Annotated in this window: 16 protein-coding genes and 1 pseudogene; 1 reads left to right on the top strand and 16 read right to left on the bottom strand. The window is 34.9% G+C overall.

The genetic code is table 11. The annotated features are described in order from the left end of the window. Positions 1 to 71: 71 nt before the first annotated feature. Complete coding sequence (locus tag C1T21_RS10275) at positions 72 to 257, bottom strand: helix-turn-helix domain-containing protein (protein WP_071644254.1); 186 nt, start codon at positions 255 to 257, stop codon at positions 72 to 74. A gap of 1,153 nt (positions 258 to 1,410) precedes the next feature. Further along, entirely contained in the window at positions 1,411 to 2,928 is a 1,518-nt protein-coding gene (locus tag C1T21_RS10280; protein ID WP_053325249.1) for a DEAD/DEAH box helicase family protein, read from the bottom strand. A gap of 1,192 nt (positions 2,929 to 4,120) precedes the next feature. Here C1T21_RS10280 and C1T21_RS10285 point away from each other — a divergent pair. After that, positions 4,121 to 5,002, top strand: coding sequence for a DNA-binding protein (locus C1T21_RS10285; protein ID WP_053325248.1), 882 nt, complete (start codon positions 4,121 to 4,123; stop codon positions 5,000 to 5,002). 162 nt (positions 5,003 to 5,164) lie between these two features. Here C1T21_RS10285 and C1T21_RS10290 read toward each other — a convergent pair whose 3' ends face one another. The 14 genes and pseudogenes from C1T21_RS10290 to C1T21_RS28310 all read right to left on the bottom strand — a co-directional run. Beyond that, positions 5,165 to 5,494 (bottom strand): hypothetical protein, encoded by a 330-nt coding sequence (locus C1T21_RS10290; protein ID WP_043882133.1) that lies wholly within the window; start codon positions 5,492 to 5,494, stop codon positions 5,165 to 5,167. Further along, positions 5,495 to 6,754: a WXG100 family type VII secretion target gene (locus C1T21_RS10295; RefSeq protein ID WP_103048155.1), complete on the bottom strand. Its 1,260-nt coding sequence runs from the start codon at positions 6,752 to 6,754 to the stop codon at positions 5,495 to 5,497. Positions 6,755 to 7,875: 1,121 nt separating this feature from the next. Further along, on the bottom strand, positions 7,876 to 9,288 hold the full coding sequence (locus C1T21_RS10300; protein ID WP_103048156.1) for a transcriptional regulator: 1,413 nt from the start codon (positions 9,286 to 9,288) through the stop codon (positions 7,876 to 7,878). Between the two features lie 719 nt (positions 9,289 to 10,007). Then, entirely contained in the window at positions 10,008 to 10,601 is a 594-nt protein-coding gene (locus C1T21_RS10305) for a chloramphenicol phosphotransferase CPT family protein (RefSeq protein WP_103048157.1), read from the bottom strand. A gap of 564 nt (positions 10,602 to 11,165) precedes the next feature. Beyond that, positions 11,166 to 12,005: a tyrosine-type recombinase/integrase gene (locus C1T21_RS10310; protein WP_258012416.1), complete on the bottom strand. Its 840-nt coding sequence runs from the start codon at positions 12,003 to 12,005 to the stop codon at positions 11,166 to 11,168. A 1,079-nt stretch (positions 12,006 to 13,084) separates the two neighbouring features. Beyond that, a complete protein-coding gene (locus C1T21_RS10320) occupies positions 13,085 to 14,044 on the bottom strand; it encodes a DUF4062 domain-containing protein (RefSeq protein ID WP_103048159.1) in 960 nt (319 codons plus the stop codon). Positions 14,045 to 14,498: 454 nt separating this feature from the next. Next, entirely contained in the window at positions 14,499 to 14,792 is a 294-nt protein-coding gene (locus C1T21_RS10325; protein ID WP_103048160.1) for a hypothetical protein, read from the bottom strand. A 93-nt stretch (positions 14,793 to 14,885) separates the two neighbouring features. Continuing rightward, positions 14,886 to 15,323 carry a hypothetical protein gene (locus tag C1T21_RS10330; protein WP_103048161.1) on the bottom strand — a complete coding sequence of 146 codons (438 nt, stop codon included), beginning with the start codon at positions 15,321 to 15,323 and terminating at the stop codon, positions 14,886 to 14,888. 24 nt (positions 15,324 to 15,347) lie between these two features. Continuing rightward, positions 15,348 to 15,917 carry a hypothetical protein gene (locus tag C1T21_RS10335; protein ID WP_103048162.1) on the bottom strand — a complete coding sequence of 190 codons (570 nt, stop codon included), beginning with the start codon at positions 15,915 to 15,917 and terminating at the stop codon, positions 15,348 to 15,350. Beyond that, positions 15,871 to 16,236: a hypothetical protein gene (locus C1T21_RS27005; protein WP_052646712.1), complete on the bottom strand. Its 366-nt coding sequence runs from the start codon at positions 16,234 to 16,236 to the stop codon at positions 15,871 to 15,873. The genes C1T21_RS10335 and C1T21_RS27005 overlap by 47 nt, the downstream gene beginning before the upstream one ends. A 119-nt stretch (positions 16,237 to 16,355) precedes the next feature. Then, positions 16,356 to 17,897 (bottom strand): LA2681 family HEPN domain-containing protein, encoded by a 1,542-nt coding sequence (locus C1T21_RS10340; protein WP_103048163.1) that lies wholly within the window; start codon positions 17,895 to 17,897, stop codon positions 16,356 to 16,358. Positions 17,898 to 17,948: 51 nt separating this feature from the next. Continuing rightward, positions 17,949 to 18,092 carry a hypothetical protein gene (locus tag C1T21_RS27310; RefSeq protein ID WP_180984575.1) on the bottom strand — a complete coding sequence of 48 codons (144 nt, stop codon included), beginning with the start codon at positions 18,090 to 18,092 and terminating at the stop codon, positions 17,949 to 17,951. A gap of 42 nt (positions 18,093 to 18,134) precedes the next feature. Continuing rightward, entirely contained in the window at positions 18,135 to 19,475 is a 1,341-nt protein-coding gene (locus C1T21_RS10345) for an AbiJ-related protein (RefSeq protein ID WP_103048164.1), read from the bottom strand. A gap of 641 nt (positions 19,476 to 20,116) precedes the next feature. After that, positions 20,117 to 20,236: pseudogene (locus tag C1T21_RS28310) on the bottom strand (YunC family protein); the annotation flags it as partial. Positions 20,237 to 20,253 lie beyond the last annotated feature (17 nt).

Below are 20,253 nucleotides of genomic sequence, written 5' to 3' on the forward strand. Positions count from 1 at the left end.
AAAGGAGGTCAAGCATGTGACTAAAAGTAATCATACCACATGAAGCCTCCCCGTAACCTACTTGTAATTCGCTATAGACGACCTTTCATCCAGTCTTCAAATACTTCTTCATGCACCAGATATCTGGTTCCTAATTTTATGGTGTAAAATTGCTTGGATTTAATTAAATCATATGCCTTATCTCGTCCGATTCCCATTTTACGCATAATATCCGTCACACCAATCATAACTCTTCCGCTTTCCATCGTTTTAGCCATTACGCTCACCTCAAAATACTCCTATGTATGTTTTAATTTGTCCTATTCCATTCCTTGTTTAACTGCTTCATAAATCTTGCCACATTGTTTCTCAACTTCTTATGTACAGACTCTAGCTTGTCTTCTTAGCTTCTAAATTTATTGCCCTTCCCTTCGGACTAATCTAAATCATATTGCCCTTAAACCAACGTTTTCATCTGTGTGAAGCAACTTGTATGTATATGCTCACTTCTTAATACAACAACTGATTCTAAAATGCCAATTTTATAAACTATCCGTTGAAAATTAACCAGAGGAATCCATACATTAAAGCGATTAGTCCTATAATACCGAACAAGCAAAAAAGTAAAAGCATAAGAACAAATTTTTTACCTTCCATAATAACCACCTCATTAAAGAATATAAAACAGGTACAAGAAGTCAGCTACTTCATCTCATCTAATTCCACAAACCGACTCTATGGTAAGTCTATGCTGCTTGCATGGGAAACGTAAAGATGAGTCCCCAAATTAATTTTAACGCTCATAACCCTATAGATTTATCTATGAATAAACAGGTGTTGTTCTTCCCTATACAAATACCCATCCCAAAACGAAGCATCTTGATTTCTTATAGACTACTCAGAAAAAAAAGATCACTAAAGACAAGTCAAACATCTATTTATTTTTGACTAATACTTTGCTTATTCTGTTATCTACCTGTCAACTAATCTGGCTCTGTGACTATAATCCCTATAATTTATGTACAACAAAGCAATGTAATCAAAATCAGCTTCCACATCTATTTTCTACTTATGTAACTGTAAATAATAAAGAGATCCAAATTACAGATAGTCACTTGTGACTGGATGACGTAGCAATAGCGTAGCGCTTGCGGAGATTCTTTTGACCTTGATCTTTAAAAGCTTAAGTGCAAGGGAAACTCAATGGCAATAAAACTATTCCGCTACGCTGCATAGTAGTATTGCTTGTCACCGTTTCCCCTCTTGCCTTTGGCAATTCACCCCTATGCTCCTAATTTTTGATTTTATCAATTTGAGTATGCTATCCATGTTCTGGACGCACAAAAAGCTATATAAACAAAGGATTATTTATCAATTCTGTAGTTTGAGGGTATCTATATAGGCATTTTTCCACCGTTTGGACGCAACATATTAGTCAAAAACCATATGTTTTGCTAATATCCAGTACCTCTTGTTATAGTTTGGATTGGCATTACCATTATCTAATCGTCTTCTTCTGTCCTTGTTCATTTTAGAATCATTGTTGATATTGTATGGTAGACTATTCTTTTGAAAGTAGATATTCAACTGTTCAACATCTTTCTGTCGCCTACCTCTTCCATCGCGCAAATTTACTTTTTTAATTAGTTCTGCTTGTTCTTCCTTGTATAAACGTTTACCTATAATCGTATCTAAGTAATCGGTAATATCGGCCTTGTCATATGTATCATCTAGTATTATATATGTATCTTGTTGAAGCTTCGTTTTTATGTAGTTCATATATCCGTTTTCTTCACTGGCTATTTGTTCAAAAAACTGCTTGTCATAGATTTCTTTGAAGAACATTAAATCATTGATGGCTTTATCATATCCAACTTCATTATTTACTGGACGATCATATACAATTCGATTAGACTGCTTCCTGTACTTCTCCACATAACTTGATGTGCCATGTTCTTGTAGGTACAAAGCAGGCTCAATCTGTTTGTCACAGTCTCTAATCAGCTTGTTCAACATCTTATTTGATATATTTTTGATTATTACAGTAACTTTGTCTGACTTATCGATGATCCTCTTTCTACCTAAACATTGTATCAAAATGTCTACATCCATAATATCGGCAACTATGTATTTGATTTGTTTGTCTCTCAGATTGATTCCATTATCTAGGGTGGATGTGCTGAATACAAACTGTTCACCAAATTTTTCATCAATTAGCATCTTAGTTACTTTGTCTTTGTCCATGTGACTTTTCTCTGGAGCTATTCCAGAAGGTGAACACACAAACATGGAGTTTTTAAATGTAGCATGTAGCATGAATGCCTTTTTTGCACTCCCAGTGAAGCAGATTACTTTATGATTCTTGGGTATTTGATGTAGAAACTTTTCTAACACTTTGTCGCTCTGATAAAAAATCAATTCCTTAATGTGACTGTAATCATGAGGAATAGAATAACTTTCGTGTTTTATATTTTTATACTTAAAGAAAGCAATCATAGCGTCAGCAGTTGCAGACATACATATTCTTATCTTACTTTTTTCATTGATCATCGCATAGAATGAGTCTTCTGTGTTTTTGTTGTACCTTGATTCAGTTAGAAAGTAATGAAACTCGTCACACACTATATATTTATAGTCCTCTTTCACAACTGCACTATTTTTTCGTAGCTCCCATTCATACTTTTGATACAGAATAATTGTGATTACATCTGACTTGCCATCCCGTTTAATTTCCTCTCGAAACTGTTCATTTAGCCTAGTCCGATTGAGGAAGAAAAGAATTCTAGCTCTCTCCTTCTTCGCTATGGGATAGAGTTCATTTTTTATAAAGTGGCTTTTACCCACACCCGTACCAGCTTCGATTGTTATAATGTCTCCACGTTGCCATTTATGGATATGTTCAGTTAGTACATCTGAAACAGTAATCCTTTTCTTTGTTGATTGTGTCAAAATTTCTCCTTTCTGCTCAGCACATAAGTATCTTTATTTAAAGATAAATGGGCAGTTTACTCAACCTAATGACATTGTTACCTATAGAATATAGACTACTCTCGTTTTTTTATAATTCCTCAAAAAAGCATACAACAAATAACTTTAGATCATAATTAGATAAGAAATAACATCAAGCTCCACAAGCTCGATATAAATTCTGCTCCCAAAACTGATTCAAGCCTTGTCATAATTGAGCAAACTATAATGAAGCGCACACAAAAACAAAGCTTTCCCAGAAACAAAGAAAGTCCACCTAAGTGTGTATCATTAATTCAGTTTTCAAAGATCGCACAACAAATAAACTTAACGATCCATTTTAGATAGAGCAAATAAAACAATATTATGTTTTCCAATCCTAAAACTATTTTAATCCATCTATCTAATCTAGTATACATTCTATCTACTTGCTGTGTTTGAACCTACTTTTTTGATTGTAACCGTGGTAAAGCAATATGTATTGTCAGCTACTACTCAACTTTCATTTTCTTTGGTTCTGTTTCACCTTCTCCTCACTTTGTTTCTCCTTTCAATTTATTGTTTCACTTCTATGTCACTATTACAGTATAGCATATACTCCCTTAATTACAAGTTTTTTATATACTCTATTGATATATTTTCGGTCAGGCATTTTTGTAGTCGCGAAAATATGCCTATATAAAAGAACGAGAATTCCAATTCACTTATTTGGCTACTCGTTTGATCCAGATTGACCTTTTTTTTCATTTCTTCCTAATCTGGAATTGTCGTTCATTGTTCGAATGTTATCCCCTTCTTTTGGCATATTTTCTAAGGTCGTGATCCGAATTGCAACGTGGAGGAAGAGCAGAAACATACGAACAATTAATCTTCCCATGTAGATTTCGTAAAATAACTCAGTCAAATTAAACTTTTCATCTGAATATCAAGTTTGAGAGTCAACGATCTTCCAATACAGCCAGTATGATAATGACCTTTGCCACAGTAAAAGGATTGCCAAACTTATCCGGGTCGAGCATTCGCCTTTTACTGTTTATTATGCAACAGAAAGCCGCCCACTATAGGTGTTTTTATAATGAACGTGAACTTGTCACCGAGTCCACTTAACTACGTAATTGACCATTGTCCAATAATGCTATATTATTGGTTAAAAATGTAATATGGAGGAAGATGCATGTTCAACTCGGCAGTTTTGGAATCAGTAAGCGATATAAATCTTTTGACTGACATGTTGCGAGCAGAATTTTCACTAGAAGATTGGGATGCTATGGTACATATTGCGGACAAGCTCTATTTGTCGATTAGAACTTTGTATGATGAAAACCAACTTAGGCAAGCAAAAGGGCAACCAAAAATTGATACCAAAAAACTTAAACGAAGTGTCGCCTTCTATTTTGGATATGCAATGGTAGCAAAAGGTATCGCATTACAGAAGATGGGTGATTACACAGCAGCCAGAGATTGCATCGAAAAGTACACTGAATTGGGCTGGATATACGGATTGGACGAGGAAGGGCAAGCTGATGTGGCTCATTTCAGGATGCTTGCACGAGCAAATACATACGTCCTTGACTTGTTGGAAGGAAAGATGGATACGCTTCCTGAATATGTTCAATTTATACATCAAAGTGAAGAAGAAGAGTTGTTGCCGGGAATCATAACGATTTTGGAGGCAGCTATAAAATACGACTATAACGTTGATTGGGCATTAAAAGAATTTCAACCTACTCTGGATTCCTTAGACGGAAACTACGAAACAGATGCCAATATACGTTATTATATAGACCATCTCTATCTAATGGCTCTATATAACCTCAAAAATGCAAATTATTCTAATGCACTAAATATATCCCTCAAGGCTTTGGGAATGTCTGATAAACTCAAAGATGATACAGGGTATAAAAAACTCAATGCATTATTTGTATCTTTTAGTGTTCATGCAACTAAAGATCAACTGGAAGCATACAATGTATTGAACAAAAAAATCTTGGGGAGGGTGCTCAAAGATGAAAAAGGCATTATGTATGATGGCAGTAGCTTTGTTTCTGCTCGGTAGCGTGAGCAACATAGGAGCGTTAATCGCCCCGAACAATCATGGAATGAATAGCTTCCAACTTAACAATCATGGAATGAATAGCTAGATTCGTACATTTTAAAATTGCACCGAAGAAAGGGTGTATCCAATTTGTGTACACCCTTTAATCCAAATTATCACTACCTACCCTATAAAAACAACTGCTTCCTTACGCTGAAACGCGCTAGGCAATTTTTCTATGAGTGTTATTACTCGTTCAACGAGTTTATTTTTGTGATCCTCCTCTAAATTTCTTTCTGCCCAATTCTGAAGTTGTCGAAGCTCAGACAAAATATTTGGTAAGTCTTCCTCCTCAACATCAACTCCTGTTGAAAACAAATCTATCCATTGTAATCCTAAAGATTCGATAGCTGGTTGCCAACATTCATTAAAAAATGATTCTGACGCAACGGGAAGAAAAAAACTTTTTTCAAACTCATTTTGTGGTTCGAGTATCATAACGCTAACTGACATTTATTTTCCTCCTCCAAACTGGACACTAAATTTATAATCTGGAAACTCCTTTTTAAGCTGATTTAGGCTGTTCTCGGCAGCTTTTCTCAATTCAGGTGTATCACCATCTAATCTAAATACAAATTCCCGAATATCTTTAATACTATCGAGATGTGGGATATCAGATGAACTATTTTTTGTTGCTCTTGTAGTAAATGCATTATTTTCTAGTTCATTAATTCGATTTCGAGTCTTCTTTAATAATTGTTTATCCGTAAATTCTTGGGGCGTTTGAGCAGGTAAACCTGTCTTAGGATTTACTTTATCTAATCCTTTCGCAGATTTATCTTCATAGAATATTTTCTTTTTCAAATCAATTTCATCGAATTCTCCTATTGATTCACCTTTTTTATTGACAATCTCCACTTCTTTTGGATTTTTTATCGTAGAAGGCGATTGACTTGTCACTTCATGATGTACGGGGGAACTTGAAGGCTTTGAATTTTTACCTCCACCTTCTCCCTTCGCCATCTGCCACAATTCTGCTGAGCTTTTCCCTATTCCGCTTGCGCCTTTAACTGCGGTTGTACCTCCATGCGCTGCTAAAGCCGCTGAGCCTATCAATCCAGGTATTCCGATTATACTACCAACTCCCGTAGATGAAACAGCAACTGATAATCCTTCTCCACCTGTTCCAACGATGACCTCACCAGCACCCTGCAAGGTCGTAGCTACGTGGCCGAGAATTTCACCTACTTTAGCAGCCATAGGATGATCATAGTCACGGTCTTTGTCAGGCAGCATCCCCAAGGTTAAATCTTCCTGAATAGCTCCTTTTGCTCCCTGAGCAGTATCCCACAGAATTTCTCCTTGAAGCTTACTAGCTTCCATCTGAGCTTCGGCTTTTGTGATCTCAGCTTTACCGATCTGTTCAAAGATTTTATGTAACCAACCTTCACCGCTTGATGCCGTTTTAACAAGCACACCATTCCCCGGCACATCAAGTACGACTTTTTCTCCATCTACCTGTGTGAAGTTTTTTGAAATAAAAATGAGTTCTTGTGCAACCATAGAAAGTCTTTCAAGCGTCACGCCCATGGATTGTCTAGAGACCTGAAAATCTTGGAAAAACCTCTCTCGGGTAGCTCCAGACCAACCTTGTTGGACAAAATCAATTCTTCCATTCAGTAAATTCAACATCCGTTCCATTTCGTGTTTACCATGCAAAAACTGGTCAGCCACTTCCATTAGCTTGTCAGGTGGAACCAATATTCTCCCCATTTGATCACGTCCATTTTAATTTAGATGGAAATCATCTTATCAGAAGGAGATGTTTAGGGATATCCATCTGTTATCCTGAAATTTCCTTTTATATTATGTGACAAATGGACTGATATAAACGGATTTACTATGTCAAAAGTATTATAACCCTTGTTATAAGATTCATTTTATCAACGTAGTACTATTAGCTTTAAACTCTGTCCCTCAATCATATCCTGCAACTCAAGAATTTTTTATAGTTATGTAGCTGCTGAGTTGTTATGTTCAAATCAATGGCAATATCCTCTTGAGTTTTTGCCAAACCAAAATAATTTTGGTTTGCCTCTTATCATGGTAAGCAATTTTATTTATAAAGACATACAAATAGTTCCTTTTTTATGTTACTATTATATTTTGATTGAAAAATATGGAAAAGAATGTGTTGAAAAAAACAGTAGTTATTCTTACTGGTAAATTGCTTTCTACCTATAGTAATAGCAAGGCTCAACTTGATGGTTGTGTATTCAACTTAAACCAATGAAAAAGAAAACTATTTTTATCATAATTGGAGTTGTTTTAGCAATTTTTATCGTCTTTTTCCTTTTTAACCTGTGGGCGGTCAAGAATCTGCATGTGCCTTCCCAATAATTCAATAATAAAGGAGGTAACATGAATAAGAAGAAGGCTTGGAAGATAGCTGGCTTTTCTGTCTTAGCGATTGTTTTATTTTATGTTTTTTTTGCTATTGTGGGATATTATCAATTTATCAGTAACGTAAGACCTTGACTATGCACTCTATTCTATACAATTGAATTGTTGTGAATGCTGTATCACAGCTTTCTAAAAGACAAGAGCCTTCCTTGTAAAGGAGGGCTTTATTTTTGTAGACTATTTTGAGAAAAACATAAATAGGTTTCAACCATACATACTAAAAAGGCTAGACAGGACAACCCCATCTAACCTTCACTTAAATGTTATATTATTTAGTGCTTTGTCTTGTTTTCCGTTGAACCATTTAAGGAGTGCTTATTTTAACTCCTTTTCAATCCGTTTTTAATTACGTTTAGAATCCCCCGATAGTATCGTTAAGCTGAATAACTTGATGACTATTTGAAACAGGTACAGTGACAATAAACAAAAAGCTAGCTGCAATAATCAGAAGAGCCGTTCTTTTCAACATTATCTAACCACACCTTTTCAATGAATTTTGAATATTTCCCCTTTGTTTCGGGAATTGCATGGGTGCGGAAATGCTCAAACATTCCTACACAGTTTAAATAATAAGTCTCATTATTCAGTGTATGATAACTTTCCAAAGAATACATCAAATATTTAAAACCATCACTATACATACCTTGATGTAAATAATAATAAGCCAATTCATAACTGAATCGTGCACATTGCTCTGGTATTACCTGCTGAGTATACATATCACTGGATAGAGGCTGTTTAGAGAAGGAATCAATCTCCATTTCAAAACGTTTAAGTATGTGTCTCACATCTAACTGATATCGGTTAGCAGCATACATTACATTCAGTAACTTGGTTACCATTTCATTATTGACTTTATCACTTGATGCAATAATGTATTGAACATAATCGTTTAGCACACTTACATCTCCAGATAAAAGCTTATATACGTAAGTATTACCTTCTGCCCAACTTTTGAACAAGCTAATCCAATGTCGGGTTTCTTCGTCCGTCTCTTTGACCCAATCTAAATTAGCGTAGGCGTGTGTATATTCTAAAGCGCGCTGATAATCACCTTGGGCTTCACAGACACTGGCACGCAACAGGTCAGCATAAGCAATGTATCCAAATAATGGACTTCTTGTTTTCTTTTCTTGTTCCCTGTGGTTATTTTGTTGATGTTTAATGGAATATTGGATTTCCGCTTTATCTCTCATTTTACTCGCCAATTCATCAACCTTATCCCATTTACGCAATGAACGATACACGTTAGCCAAATCCTTCAATGCATCAAGCTGGTCTATTTCGTCTAGTCGCTCAACAAAGACTTCAAATATCGTAGCTGCACTGAGATTTTGGCTTTGATCATCACCAATCTGAATCGTGAATATACGATATTGACAGATGGCTAAACGTTCAGAATGTTGGTACTTCTCCGCTTCTGCTACACCCTCATAGAGCAGCGATGCAGCCGCATTTCGTCCCTGTGCCAATAACGTTTCTGCAATCTCAAATAGTTTGGGCGAATAGAGTAGATTGTCCATGATGGCTCCCACCACTCGACGGATCGCATCTAGTTTGTCCAACTCCGCACAGCGAAATAAAAATGGCTCGATTCGCCTCATATTCGGAGGATGGTCGATAATGTAGTTTTCTATAAACAGATCATAAAAGTGACCTTCAGGTAACCCCATAGCCTCGGTAATTCGATCGAGCTGGTTAATAGACATAGATTTATTACCTGTTACAATGCTACTTATTATTCCCCTATTCATCCCTGTAATTTGTCCAAATTGCGATAGGTTTAAGTCTTCTTGTTGTAGATATTGTTCCAATTCTGCTCTAATCGTGGGTGTAACTTTCATAGATAAACCACCCTTTCAACGTAGACTAAGAATACGATGCATAGTTAAAATTATTATGTAGTTGTGAAACAAGTAGTAAAATATATTTGTTTGATTGTACCATCTTTTGGAATAAAATCATATACCTTTCATATATGTGCTTAAGATACCTTTTGGGATAGTTTGCAATGATTTTATGATTAAATGTATCGTCCTCATATTGATGTATAGTTTATTGGAAAAATCATAATACAACTCATCCAATATAAAGTTACCAGATTAATAGTTATGTTCATATTCCCTTGTAATTAATCTATGATTTGAGCTTAGATTGGATGTATGACATACAAGTAACCTTAATGATATTAGGGATGGTATCGAGTAAAATTTATGCTATGTCGGGGAGTGGAAGTGCTAGGGGAATATTTGTAGAAAGCGAATAAACAATTGATTTTAACCATCCCCGAGGTATATTTGTTCAAAGAAAATAAAGTTTTAGACTGACTATGTTGATCCTACGGGGATTCTGAATTGCAAAACCAGCAGACTACGAAAAAATAAGTAACAGACTCACCCCAAAGTAAGACACCCGCATCCTATGACTTGAAAAATAAAGTTTTAGACTGCGGCCGCTTTATTGAGCTAACGATCTCCGTTAGCTTAATTTCGAAATCCCTCGGGCAGACCGAGGGGCGATAGCCCCAATGTTTGAATATGGTGTTTTCTGATGGATACGCCATCTAGGAAACACTAACATTTCTTTTACTTAATTTCTTAAAAACCGAGTATTCCTTATTGGACTTAATAAAACTTAATATCTTTTCGGCACATTCTATTGGATTCATCTCTTCAGTATTTACTTCGAGGTCATATTCATCAAAGCAATATATTTTGCTAAACTGTGAAGCTACTAGTCCAATCTGTCTATCTCCTCTTGTTTGCTCTCTTTTTATGAGTTCTTCTTCCGAGCATATTACACCTATAAATAACGTAGGCTGATCGAAAAATTGATCAAGAAACTCATTAAACCTCTTGTCATTGTCGATTATGGTATCTGCTATTACATTAAAACCCAATTCTAATAACAATTTAATTGTCGAATGGTACACTGAGAATATGGAATCATCAAGTATTTGTGAGACAACTTGATGATCTATATCTTTTGGAGGATCATCTGGAAATTTATTATTAATAAAATCATAGTAATTATTAAAAAAATCATCAATTGATAAATGATAAAAAAGGATCTCTTTCTGATTTATCAGTTCAGTCGATATGGAGGTCTTTCCGGAACTTGAAGTTCCATTTAGAAAAACTAATATCCCTTGCTTCAATTTAATCATCCCTTCAAAAAATAATTATTTCGTATCTTTCAGATAACGTTATATTCACAAAGTTCATTAATTATCTAATTCAGAAAATATTCGAGAAATGATTGAACTATCCTGTCAGTTAGTTCAATAAAAAGAACGCTCTCGCGCCTTCGCTTGGACTACGTCCTCCTCATTATATTCCATTTCCAATCACCTATTAAAGAACGTACGCGGGTAGCATGTAGTGCTTAAACAGGGGACTTATCTTAACCTAAGCACTAAGAAAATACTATATTTTCTACGATCAATATTTATTAGAGATAAATTTAGAATATATAGTGATTACTCTACTTAAATTCCCCAACATAGGACAAATCCGTTCATAAGCTTAATCATCATAAGCCAAATAACTACAGTGTGGGGCTAGATGTGCTGCTGTAATATTTGTAAATTTAATCGGCGATTTGGGTGTAAACTATCCCCCCTTATTCAAATCGCTCACCAATATATGGTTATTAAACAACAAAAAAAGCCTAGATATAAATCATCTAAGCCGTGAGTGTGTGCGTAGTGTAGACATAATTATTATGAGAATGCTCTTTCAATTGCTGTAATCATTTCTTGTTCATCTGGTTTAGAATAGCGGCGCGTTACATTTACATCTTTATGCCCAGCCATTTCAGCCACAACTGCAATATCATTCCCTGATTTAACAAGGGTACGCACAAAGGTATGTCTGAGTGCATGGGGATGTGTTCCATACTTACTTAGCATATGCTGTACTGTTCGAACTGAAATACGTTTACGTTCATTACTGATAAACAAGGCTTCGTTTTCATCCGTCCTTGAGTCAAGGTATTTACTGATATAATAACGTACATCAACAGCTAGCGGTAGAGAACGTGACTCGCCACCTTTACTTTCACGTACAATCAATTTCCCTCCACGTTCTGACATAGTTACATCACTACGGTTGAGTGAGCATAGTTCAGATACACGTAATCCACATTGCATCAAAACATACATTATAGCAATATCTCGTAAAATCCCGTCCTTTTCAACTTCACGAAGTATACGTTTTCGTTCTAAGTCGCTTAGTGACTTTGGGGCTGTTTGTGTTTGTCTTTGAGGTCGAGTACGCTTAATCCGATCAACAATATCAGGTCGAGAGATGAAACGAGCATACACACTCAAACAAGCAAACACTTTATCTACTGTTGATGCGCTCTTTCCATCCTGTTCTAAATATTTTATGTAGGCTTGCACATCATATCTCGTTAAGTCATTCACTTCTCCTCCATTGGGTTCAATCCAGCTTACAAAAGCATTCATTATTCTCATATATGTACGGACAGTATTTTCACTCTTACCAAGCGCTTCTTGTTCTTTTAGGAATGACTGCACTTCTACGCAACATTTTTCCATACTTAGCTCCTCCATATCTATTACTTCTACGACACATTATAATATAATTATTACGTGGAAGTCAACTTCTACGACATATTCGTTTATACAAGTTTATCATTTTACGCAGCGTACAACCCTATGTACAACTTAGAAAATATCGAACTCGTGTGATTTATAGATGTACATCCAGTCAATGTTCACGCTGTGTCAACCATTATAGGGGTATTGCCAACTCTGAGCGCACTATAGAAAAAGACCTGTATCGACACCCTTATCGAAGCTCAATCGTCAAAATTGATAATATAATGATAAAACACTTACTCCATATGGCTTTTTGAGTCATTGTGGTTCAAAATTGTACCATAATATATTTACATCGTTACCGTATCGAAAAAATAGCTAAAATGCAGATAAATAAAGGGATTTATGAAGAATTGCTTTGCATCGTGACTTCAATCGTAGGTATCGAGAAATAATGTGCAAAAAAGCTTGATGCATCAAGGGAAATTTCGGTTTTTATAAATAAAGTTGTGTAAAATACAAATTCGAAATATCCTTTATTTATCTATGTTTTTGAAAACAGCAAAAACGAATCGTGAATCGTAACACGAATAGCGGAGTGGAAGTGTTATTTTCATGTTCTTTCACTCTATCAAGCTGGTTCTATATAATAGAAGAAACTCAACTTAACCTCACGCACAGTCATTTCATCCAACGTCTTCTGTTCACCAGTTGAAGGGATAGTGTGTTCCTGATCAATAAACTCCAGACGGTCAATTGATTCAGGTAGAGAGAGCATTTCGAATACTTGCTATTTGCCAAAAGCGACGACGTCGTCGCATTTCCAAACTGTTCAAAAGCTTTTATTATTCTTTGGGCGTTCTGGGAGTAAAATCAACAGTCTTTAGCCACTTCTCCCACTCACCATGCACCAAATCATTCTCTTTCACATGTTTCAATCGCTTTCTAATTCCGTCAAAGTTAGTACTCAAGTGCCTTGAGCATTAGATTAAAAATAACCACTATATAATAAATAAAAAAGACCGCCTAAGCGATCTTGGTCAAATTAATCTTTTATAAGAAATTACTAATTAATTCTATACTTTGGGCTGTTGTTTCTTTCTTATCTCATATTGCCCCAAAAATTTGAGACCATCTTTTGTTGTTTGTATTCTTTCGTATTGTACTCCAGCAACCTTAACTTTTTCCATTAAACCAAATTGCATAAGTTTAGGTGCAACATGATAAAATATAAAGATTTCGAAATCTTTTGAAAGAGTTGCACTATTTGTTACACCTATAGAAAGAGTATCAGATTCAACTGTAAAAAAATTAAGAAGACTTATTTCGCTTTCATCCTCATCAAACTCTTTCGGTAATTTAATACTCATGTTTTCTAAAACAGACTCCATATCTTCATATTGCATACCATTTATAAATGTGTTTTGAATCACATTAAGATTTAATTTTTCGCACTCTCTTGCTAGCCTAGCATTTTCTTTTATTAATTCTGCATTCTCCAAGAGTATTTTTTCCATACTCTGAAGATTATCAGATTTAATCCATCCCACTAAACTCTTATCGAATTCATACTCCTTTAATGACTCCATAACTGTTAGCTTTATATCCTTAGTATCTTCATAAAACTTGGATATGTTTCCAAGCACTTCTCTCTTGAATTCTTGATAATGTGAGTAATGTTCCCTTTCTAAATAATCAGGGTTTTTTCTGGCCTTGTCCATTAATTTTTCCTCTGTAATAACAACAGCAAATCTTCTCTTCCCTTGTTCTCCTGCGTAGTCATATTCCCAATGCGTATAACTTTTCCCACTTTCGGGATCTAAGCTGCCATAACGCCCACCTAAAATCAACATATATACATCTGATTCATCAATCCACCGCTTGATTGTCTCTTTTTGGCTCTGATCTCCTGACTTAAACAACTCCATCCCCGCAGGAATATGTCCTGCATTTAAAACTGCTGTTACTGCTGCCTGTCGTTCTTCAATCATATCTATGTAAGTAGACGAAATAAATACTTGAAGTTTCTTCTTCATAAACAAACGACTCCCTCATGTATAATATTCCCTATTATACACCAGAAGCCGTCATATCCGAAAAATATTCTTCTTTATCTGACAGTAAAATCAGACTTTTATATATTAATTTATTTAAGCTTTAGCTAGCTCATTTCTTACTGTGTTTTGTTTAATTCCCCTTAAAAATGAATAGCTGGAGCATATGCTTTTCTCATAATGTGAAAACCCTTGATACCATTGCGTTTAACACTGCGTTAAACTATTGGACACTGCGTCCAACTTTGGGGTGACACCTCATGTCACCAAGTGACACCATTGTTGGGATATCCCAAAACGGGAATGCTGAAAACTAAATCGTGGTTAACCTTTGAACGTCCTAAGCTTAACTTAGTAGCCTGATACTGAAATTGTTAAAGTATTCAGTTAGGACAACAATAAGGTTCCCCAAAATTACCCTAGAAGCTTCCTCAAGCTAAATCCACATTCTACTATGATTCTTGTCTTCTCTATATAGGATTATTACACCTATACAAATCACTGTAATTAATCCTGCTACTATCATATGTAATGGATCAACAATGTAATTCTGTATCTTATTCATTGCACTATATCCATATACGGGAACATTACCGTCAATCAAATAAACGCTACTCTTCACGCGATAGCCAGTTAATTTAAGAATCATTGCAGTAATTGTAAATATGCCAGCTATATACCCAATTGCATGTAAAATATTTATTACACCTTTCTCTAATTGCCTATCCAAGTTTGTGACCTCCTTTAGTTTTAAAACTGACCAATAGAAATATATAGATTGATACATACTTGTATAGGAATAATATACCATGTATCAGTATGCTTATTCCAATTCACATAGTTGTGATTGTTGTATCTTGAGAATTACTCCGGGCAAAATTTTGTCCAATGTTGATTTCAGTTGCAGATTAACCTTTGCCAAAATTTTGGCGGCCTTTCTGTATCGGTATAGCATCATTACATCGTGGAAAACAATCCACAATGTTCGTTCGTTTTCACCAATTGACTCAGCCACATCTTTCATTGACCGCTGGCCCAATGGTCCAGCGCTTTGATCGCCATTATTCCAGATGGACATTTTGACCATCTGCTTCTCTATATCAAGATACAATCCAATGTAAAGTCTATATTGAGAATGCGACAGATTGCGAACGTTTAGACGTTGGGACATTTGGATACAAAAAAATCCAGTCACCGTCAATATAGGGGCAACTGGACAGTCTCTGAGGTCGTCTACGTAAAGGTTAATTTTATTTGCCATTATACACCTCATTCAATAAATATTTTAATCGAAACCTTGCACTTCAATTGCAACCAATCTGTCATAGTCATCTCTAAATCTGATAATCAATGTTCCAATATCATGTTCAATTGAATCCAACTTTTCCTTCGTAATAATTTCTCTTGTGATCAGTCTATCTAATGGGCCATCTTTTTTTATAAACAATTCTATAGCATCAAGACGGAATTCAGCTTTCACTATAATATAATTACTTAGATTACTATTCGACTGAATATACTTAAGTTTTTTTAAATGGAAATTGTTTATTTGTCCAACAAGACAGTCAAATTTGCGTTTCGCTTTCTTTTTAAGAAGAAGCACATAAAGAACAGATCCCCCACATATTAAAAAAAGATATATAAAGGCTGCCCAGAGTGAGCCACTTCCAAGGACAATTCCAATTGACGGAACGATCAAAAAGACAAACACTAGTCCTTCATTCGCACTTATATTTACAGGCCCTCCACCAAATCGACCAACCATAGCCCTCTCACCCTTCAGAAAATCTTCGTGATAAACACATTTTTTATCGAATATTTTTAACTTTAATCGACTGTTGTACACCATCAACATTTAGTCTATCTCCGCTTTGTGAGGCATAAATAATTACATTTGGTCTATAAGCATAGTGGTATAAATAGTTATACTCATCTTGCTGCCAAATTTGGCCGTTTGTTAATTCAAACTTAGTATCTCCTGACCAACCCTCAAAAATATTATTTATTTGACACTCTATTACGTCATTTACTCTTTTAACAGCTATTCGATCATTCATGCCTTCAACTTCAAGATAATATACATTGTTTTCCTCTACTACTCTTGCTTTGGGACGATATGCATATTTGTATCTGTATGCATAACTCGACTGAATCCAATAGTGATTAGCCCCCAATTTAAATAGTGTTTCCCCGTTCCATCCATAAAATGCACCATTAATATAACTATCTACAATAACATTAATCGTAATCGCCTCCTTTTTAAGATAGCCATTTTATATGAAATTCGCTCTTGTTAGAGTGTTTTCCAATCGTCATAATATGCATCCATTGTAATTGGCATTACGAACTTATCTCCCTGAGTCTTTGATCTAATTTGTTCCTCTCTATTAACTAATAAAGATAGCAAAATAATTGCCTCACGAGAGTATTTCATCAATTCCAATGTCGCGGATTTAAAATCTATAAGATGTACTGACTGGGCAAGGGTATCTTTGAAACTGTCGGTTCTGTGAATAAACGGATCGTGGATTTTAAGGTAGCGATGTTCCAAAGCATTTCTTATTCCAGATAAAACCTCGATAGATGGGTCTAGATATTTATGTTTAACCTGCTTTTTTGCAATATCTTTACACAACCAATAAAACCCAATTCCCGGAAAATTATAAGTATCCTGGTCAGTTATTCGCTTTTTTAAATCAATCTTAAAATCATATCCCTGCCGTCCAAATTTTTTATTCTGCCAAATTGATTTATAAGATACATCTTGTTCTTTTATCCCTATATCAAAGTAATCATTAATAAAATAAGCTATTCTATCAAATATTGAGTATAGACTCCTATATCCAAATTTTATTTTCTCAATTCCAATACCATAAATAGGATAATCCAATGTGTTATATATAAAAACTTCTTTATCTGAAAAATGCGGGGTATTATCATTAATTCCTTCATAAATCATAAATCTTGCAGATACATATTCTTGTTTTAACTGATTAAACAATCCATGATATTTAGGGCCTATATTTATGTCTGTTACAATATCGGGGAGATGGAGGCAGTCACATGCAACCATTGATACATTGAAATAATCGTTTAATGTATTCAAAAATAAATTATTATCTAGACACCATTTTCTATAATCTTGTTCTTGCTCAGTTGTGCCTAGTGAAAATTCATCAAAAATATTCTGGCTTACCCAATCTCTTATGCGCTCAACTTCAATATTGAAGGATCTTCGTGCATGATCATCTAAATCGGGACTATCCAGAGCCTTGAGTAGTAACTGCTGTGCTTCATTAAGGAGAACTTGTTTATGTCCATCATCATAATCATTTCGAGCATATGTTATTAACTTTAACCCCATATTTCCTATAGCCATTGGAAAACCTTGTGAAACTCCGAACTTTAGTTGATCAATTGATTTAATCAAACGTCCACTGCGATGTAATTCATTGGCATAGTTTGTAGTGGTCATTAACAAATAGCCAGAATAATAATACTCATCTTCCCTTGTTGCAGAATCCCATTGTTTCTTATCATTTTTATACTTATTAAAAAGCTCTAAAGATATCCGAAATAAATACAAACTTAACTCAAACTCTTCTTCATTGTTTTTCTCATCTGAATATTCCAGTAGTCCATTATAAATTAGATCAATTTTGTTTCCTTGAGATGTTGCTCCATGATAAGCAAATATAGCCTTCTCAAGGTCATTATATTCAGATAAATTTACATGTCCAAGACATTCTTCTACTATCGTTTCTAGTGTTTGGATATCTTGATCATCAAACGCTTTATCTGCTCTAATAGCAATGCTAAGCACATTTGGATTCATTTACGAACATCCCTCCTCTTATACCATTTCTAATAAAACATCATTTTACAGCTATTTTCTCAAATCTTTTTCAGTATAATATTTAAAACCGCCACCATTTTCTAACTTCACAGTGTACCAGTAATCACGATACTCATATATCATTCCTTTTCCATCCGGTGTAATAACAACTTCCCCCACCACATATCTGTTCACTATTTAACCTCCTTCGATTTTAGATCAAATGAAATAGTTATTTCAATTGATCTCATACCTTAAAAAGAGCTTACTAAAAAAATCAAGTACCATTTTATCTACACTGTTTTCATTTATAAATTCAAATCCTCCGAATCTGAAAACTTCATACCCCAAAAGTCTAAGATCTCTATCAGCTTTCATCATCTCAGCATATTTCTTAGGGTTTGGTTTATTATCCTCAGAAGAATAGTGTTGTTTACCATCAATCTCGATTACGATTCGAACGTTATTTGGTAATAGCAATAAAAAGTCCATTCGTTGTCTCACTAAGCGTGTTTCATTCGGTACTATTTTAGTAACATAGGGGTCATAATGAAGATATACCTGAGGTATCAAAGCAGGTAAACTATTACCCATTCTTTCTCTAAAGTGCTTGAAATAAAATTTAAAAAAGTTTCTTTCTGGCCCTTTATCTAATGACCTAATCAAACGCTTGTACATCGCTCGTTCAACATTTATTCCTTCCTCCTCAGATTGCTTATCTCCCCACCAAGTTACTAATTCTCTCCACAATAATCCTTCCAAAATTGGCAGATCATATACTAGACAAAACTCTTGATTTTTAACTATAGCTATCTCATTGTTAATCGAATCGCTTATAACAATTTCAGGTTTAGGGCCATCTGCAGCGAATATAAGATTTTTAAATTCTCCTTTAACACCTTTAGTAGTTTTTATAATGGTGTATAATGGATAACCTGATATCTGTGAGGTCACTTGCATTTTGTATCCATCTTTAACTAAATGATAATTCAATTTTTCAATAAATTGAGGATCAACCTCGCTTCTGACACGCGGATGGACAATTTGTTCTGTGAAACGAATGAATTTTTCATCTGTAATATTATAAATCTCAAGAACATCTTCAAATAATTCTTGAAATGACCAATCATCATTTGCTATCATGTGCTGAGTTATGTCCCCAGTTGCATTAAAAAACCTCGAATCTGTTGAAGGCATGGAATCTAAATCCCATGTTCTCTTCAGAAAGTCAATTAAATTCATATCACCTTCAATGTACCCTAGCGACAATATTTCTTTCACAATGTTTTTTCTTGTTATCTGTGTGATATTAAATATTCCCCTTGGAGAGATCGTATTTAGCATTCTATTTAAATCAACAGAATTATAATCTTTTGCCACTCTCTTGGCTAAATCAATTAGAAATAATTGATCTTTACCTCTTAGTCTACGTTCTACATATTTAGACTTCCCCGCAAAGGCTTCGCTTTCTTCACCATCGTCTAAGCCGTAACTAGAACAGATGTCTGGTATATCGTATGATTTCACCTCAGATGCTAGAAAAGATGCTATATGTTGAACTAACTCTATATGATTCATTTTTCACCTCGAAATCTGAATAATGATGAAATAAATCTTTAATAATAGGAACAATATACCATATATCAGCACACGTTCGAGTATAAATTTTTTGATTCCTTACACTTTACAATGATATACTCCTTAGAGGCTCTCACGTTCGTTCTAAAGTTGTTATTCACGTTATTAATATAGAACTCAAAATTCCAGTAACTCTCACCTGTGTTGTCTTAACGTTCTCTATTGAGCTTATCTCATTCACTATGCCCTCCTGCTGATATTCGTAATCTTTTAAGGTCATTTCGCAATTCACAGTTGTAGTTCTTTTCTCCATAATAAACTTTCCAAAGCCATTCTTACGAAGAATGCTGTAGCATACAATCATTTTGCCCTTATACAAATATTTTCTTTTTAAAAGATTTTTATGGATCAACTCAAATATCCGTTTGAGCAGACCTCACAGGAATAGGATGCACAGTCACATGCTTGTCCCCCTTCAAAAGGTCACAAATGCGATCACAAAATTCAGTCATTTATAAGATTTTAATAGAATGAATCAGTACAGATCAGTAAATTGAAAATTGCTATGAAAGCTTGTCCCGCTTGACTTTACGGCTTAAACAGCGAAAAATTTTATTACCCCAAATTCGGTACATCTTAGACGCACCACACATGATGTAACCACGGGAGTTGGAGATAGTCAGCAGCGTTGTTTTAGGCAGTTTGACTTCGACTCCGATAAATGTATGCTCACCCACTTGTACGGGTTCCATGTGTATCATGGTTATTACATGCACCT

It is taken from the genome of Paenibacillus sp. F4 (assembly GCF_002894905.1).
Lineage (GTDB): Bacteria > Bacillota > Bacilli > Paenibacillales > Paenibacillaceae > Paenibacillus > Paenibacillus polymyxa_B.

What these genes read in the sequence shown, in the direction of transcription:
- C1T21_RS10335 (WP_103048162.1), bottom strand. Translation starts at nt 15,917, where the DNA reads ATGTTGATGGTGTACAACAGTCGATTAAAGTTAAAAATATTCGATAAA.
- C1T21_RS10310 (WP_258012416.1), bottom strand. Translation starts at nt 12,005, where the DNA reads ATGGAAAAATGTTGCGTAGAAGTGCAGTCATTCCTAAAAGAACAAGAA.
- C1T21_RS10275 (WP_071644254.1), bottom strand. Translation starts at nt 257, where the DNA reads ATGGCTAAAACGATGGAAAGCGGAAGAGTTATGATTGGTGTGACGGAT.
- C1T21_RS10330 (WP_103048161.1), bottom strand. Translation starts at nt 15,323, where the DNA reads ATGGCAAATAAAATTAACCTTTACGTAGACGACCTCAGAGACTGTCCA.
- C1T21_RS10290 (WP_043882133.1), bottom strand. Translation starts at nt 5,494, where the DNA reads ATGTCAGTTAGCGTTATGATACTCGAACCACAAAATGAGTTTGAAAAA.
- C1T21_RS10300 (WP_103048156.1), bottom strand. Translation starts at nt 9,288, where the DNA reads ATGAAAGTTACACCCACGATTAGAGCAGAATTGGAACAATATCTACAA.
- C1T21_RS10320 (WP_103048159.1), bottom strand. Translation starts at nt 14,044, where the DNA reads ATGAAGAAGAAACTTCAAGTATTTATTTCGTCTACTTACATAGATATG.
- C1T21_RS10340 (WP_103048163.1), bottom strand. Translation starts at nt 17,897, where the DNA reads ATGAATCCAAATGTGCTTAGCATTGCTATTAGAGCAGATAAAGCGTTT.
- C1T21_RS10345 (WP_103048164.1), bottom strand. Translation starts at nt 19,475, where the DNA reads ATGAATCATATAGAGTTAGTTCAACATATAGCATCTTTTCTAGCATCT.
- C1T21_RS10295 (WP_103048155.1), bottom strand. Translation starts at nt 6,754, where the DNA reads ATGGGGAGAATATTGGTTCCACCTGACAAGCTAATGGAAGTGGCTGAC.
- C1T21_RS10285 (WP_053325248.1), top strand. Translation starts at nt 4,121, where the DNA reads ATGTTCAACTCGGCAGTTTTGGAATCAGTAAGCGATATAAATCTTTTG.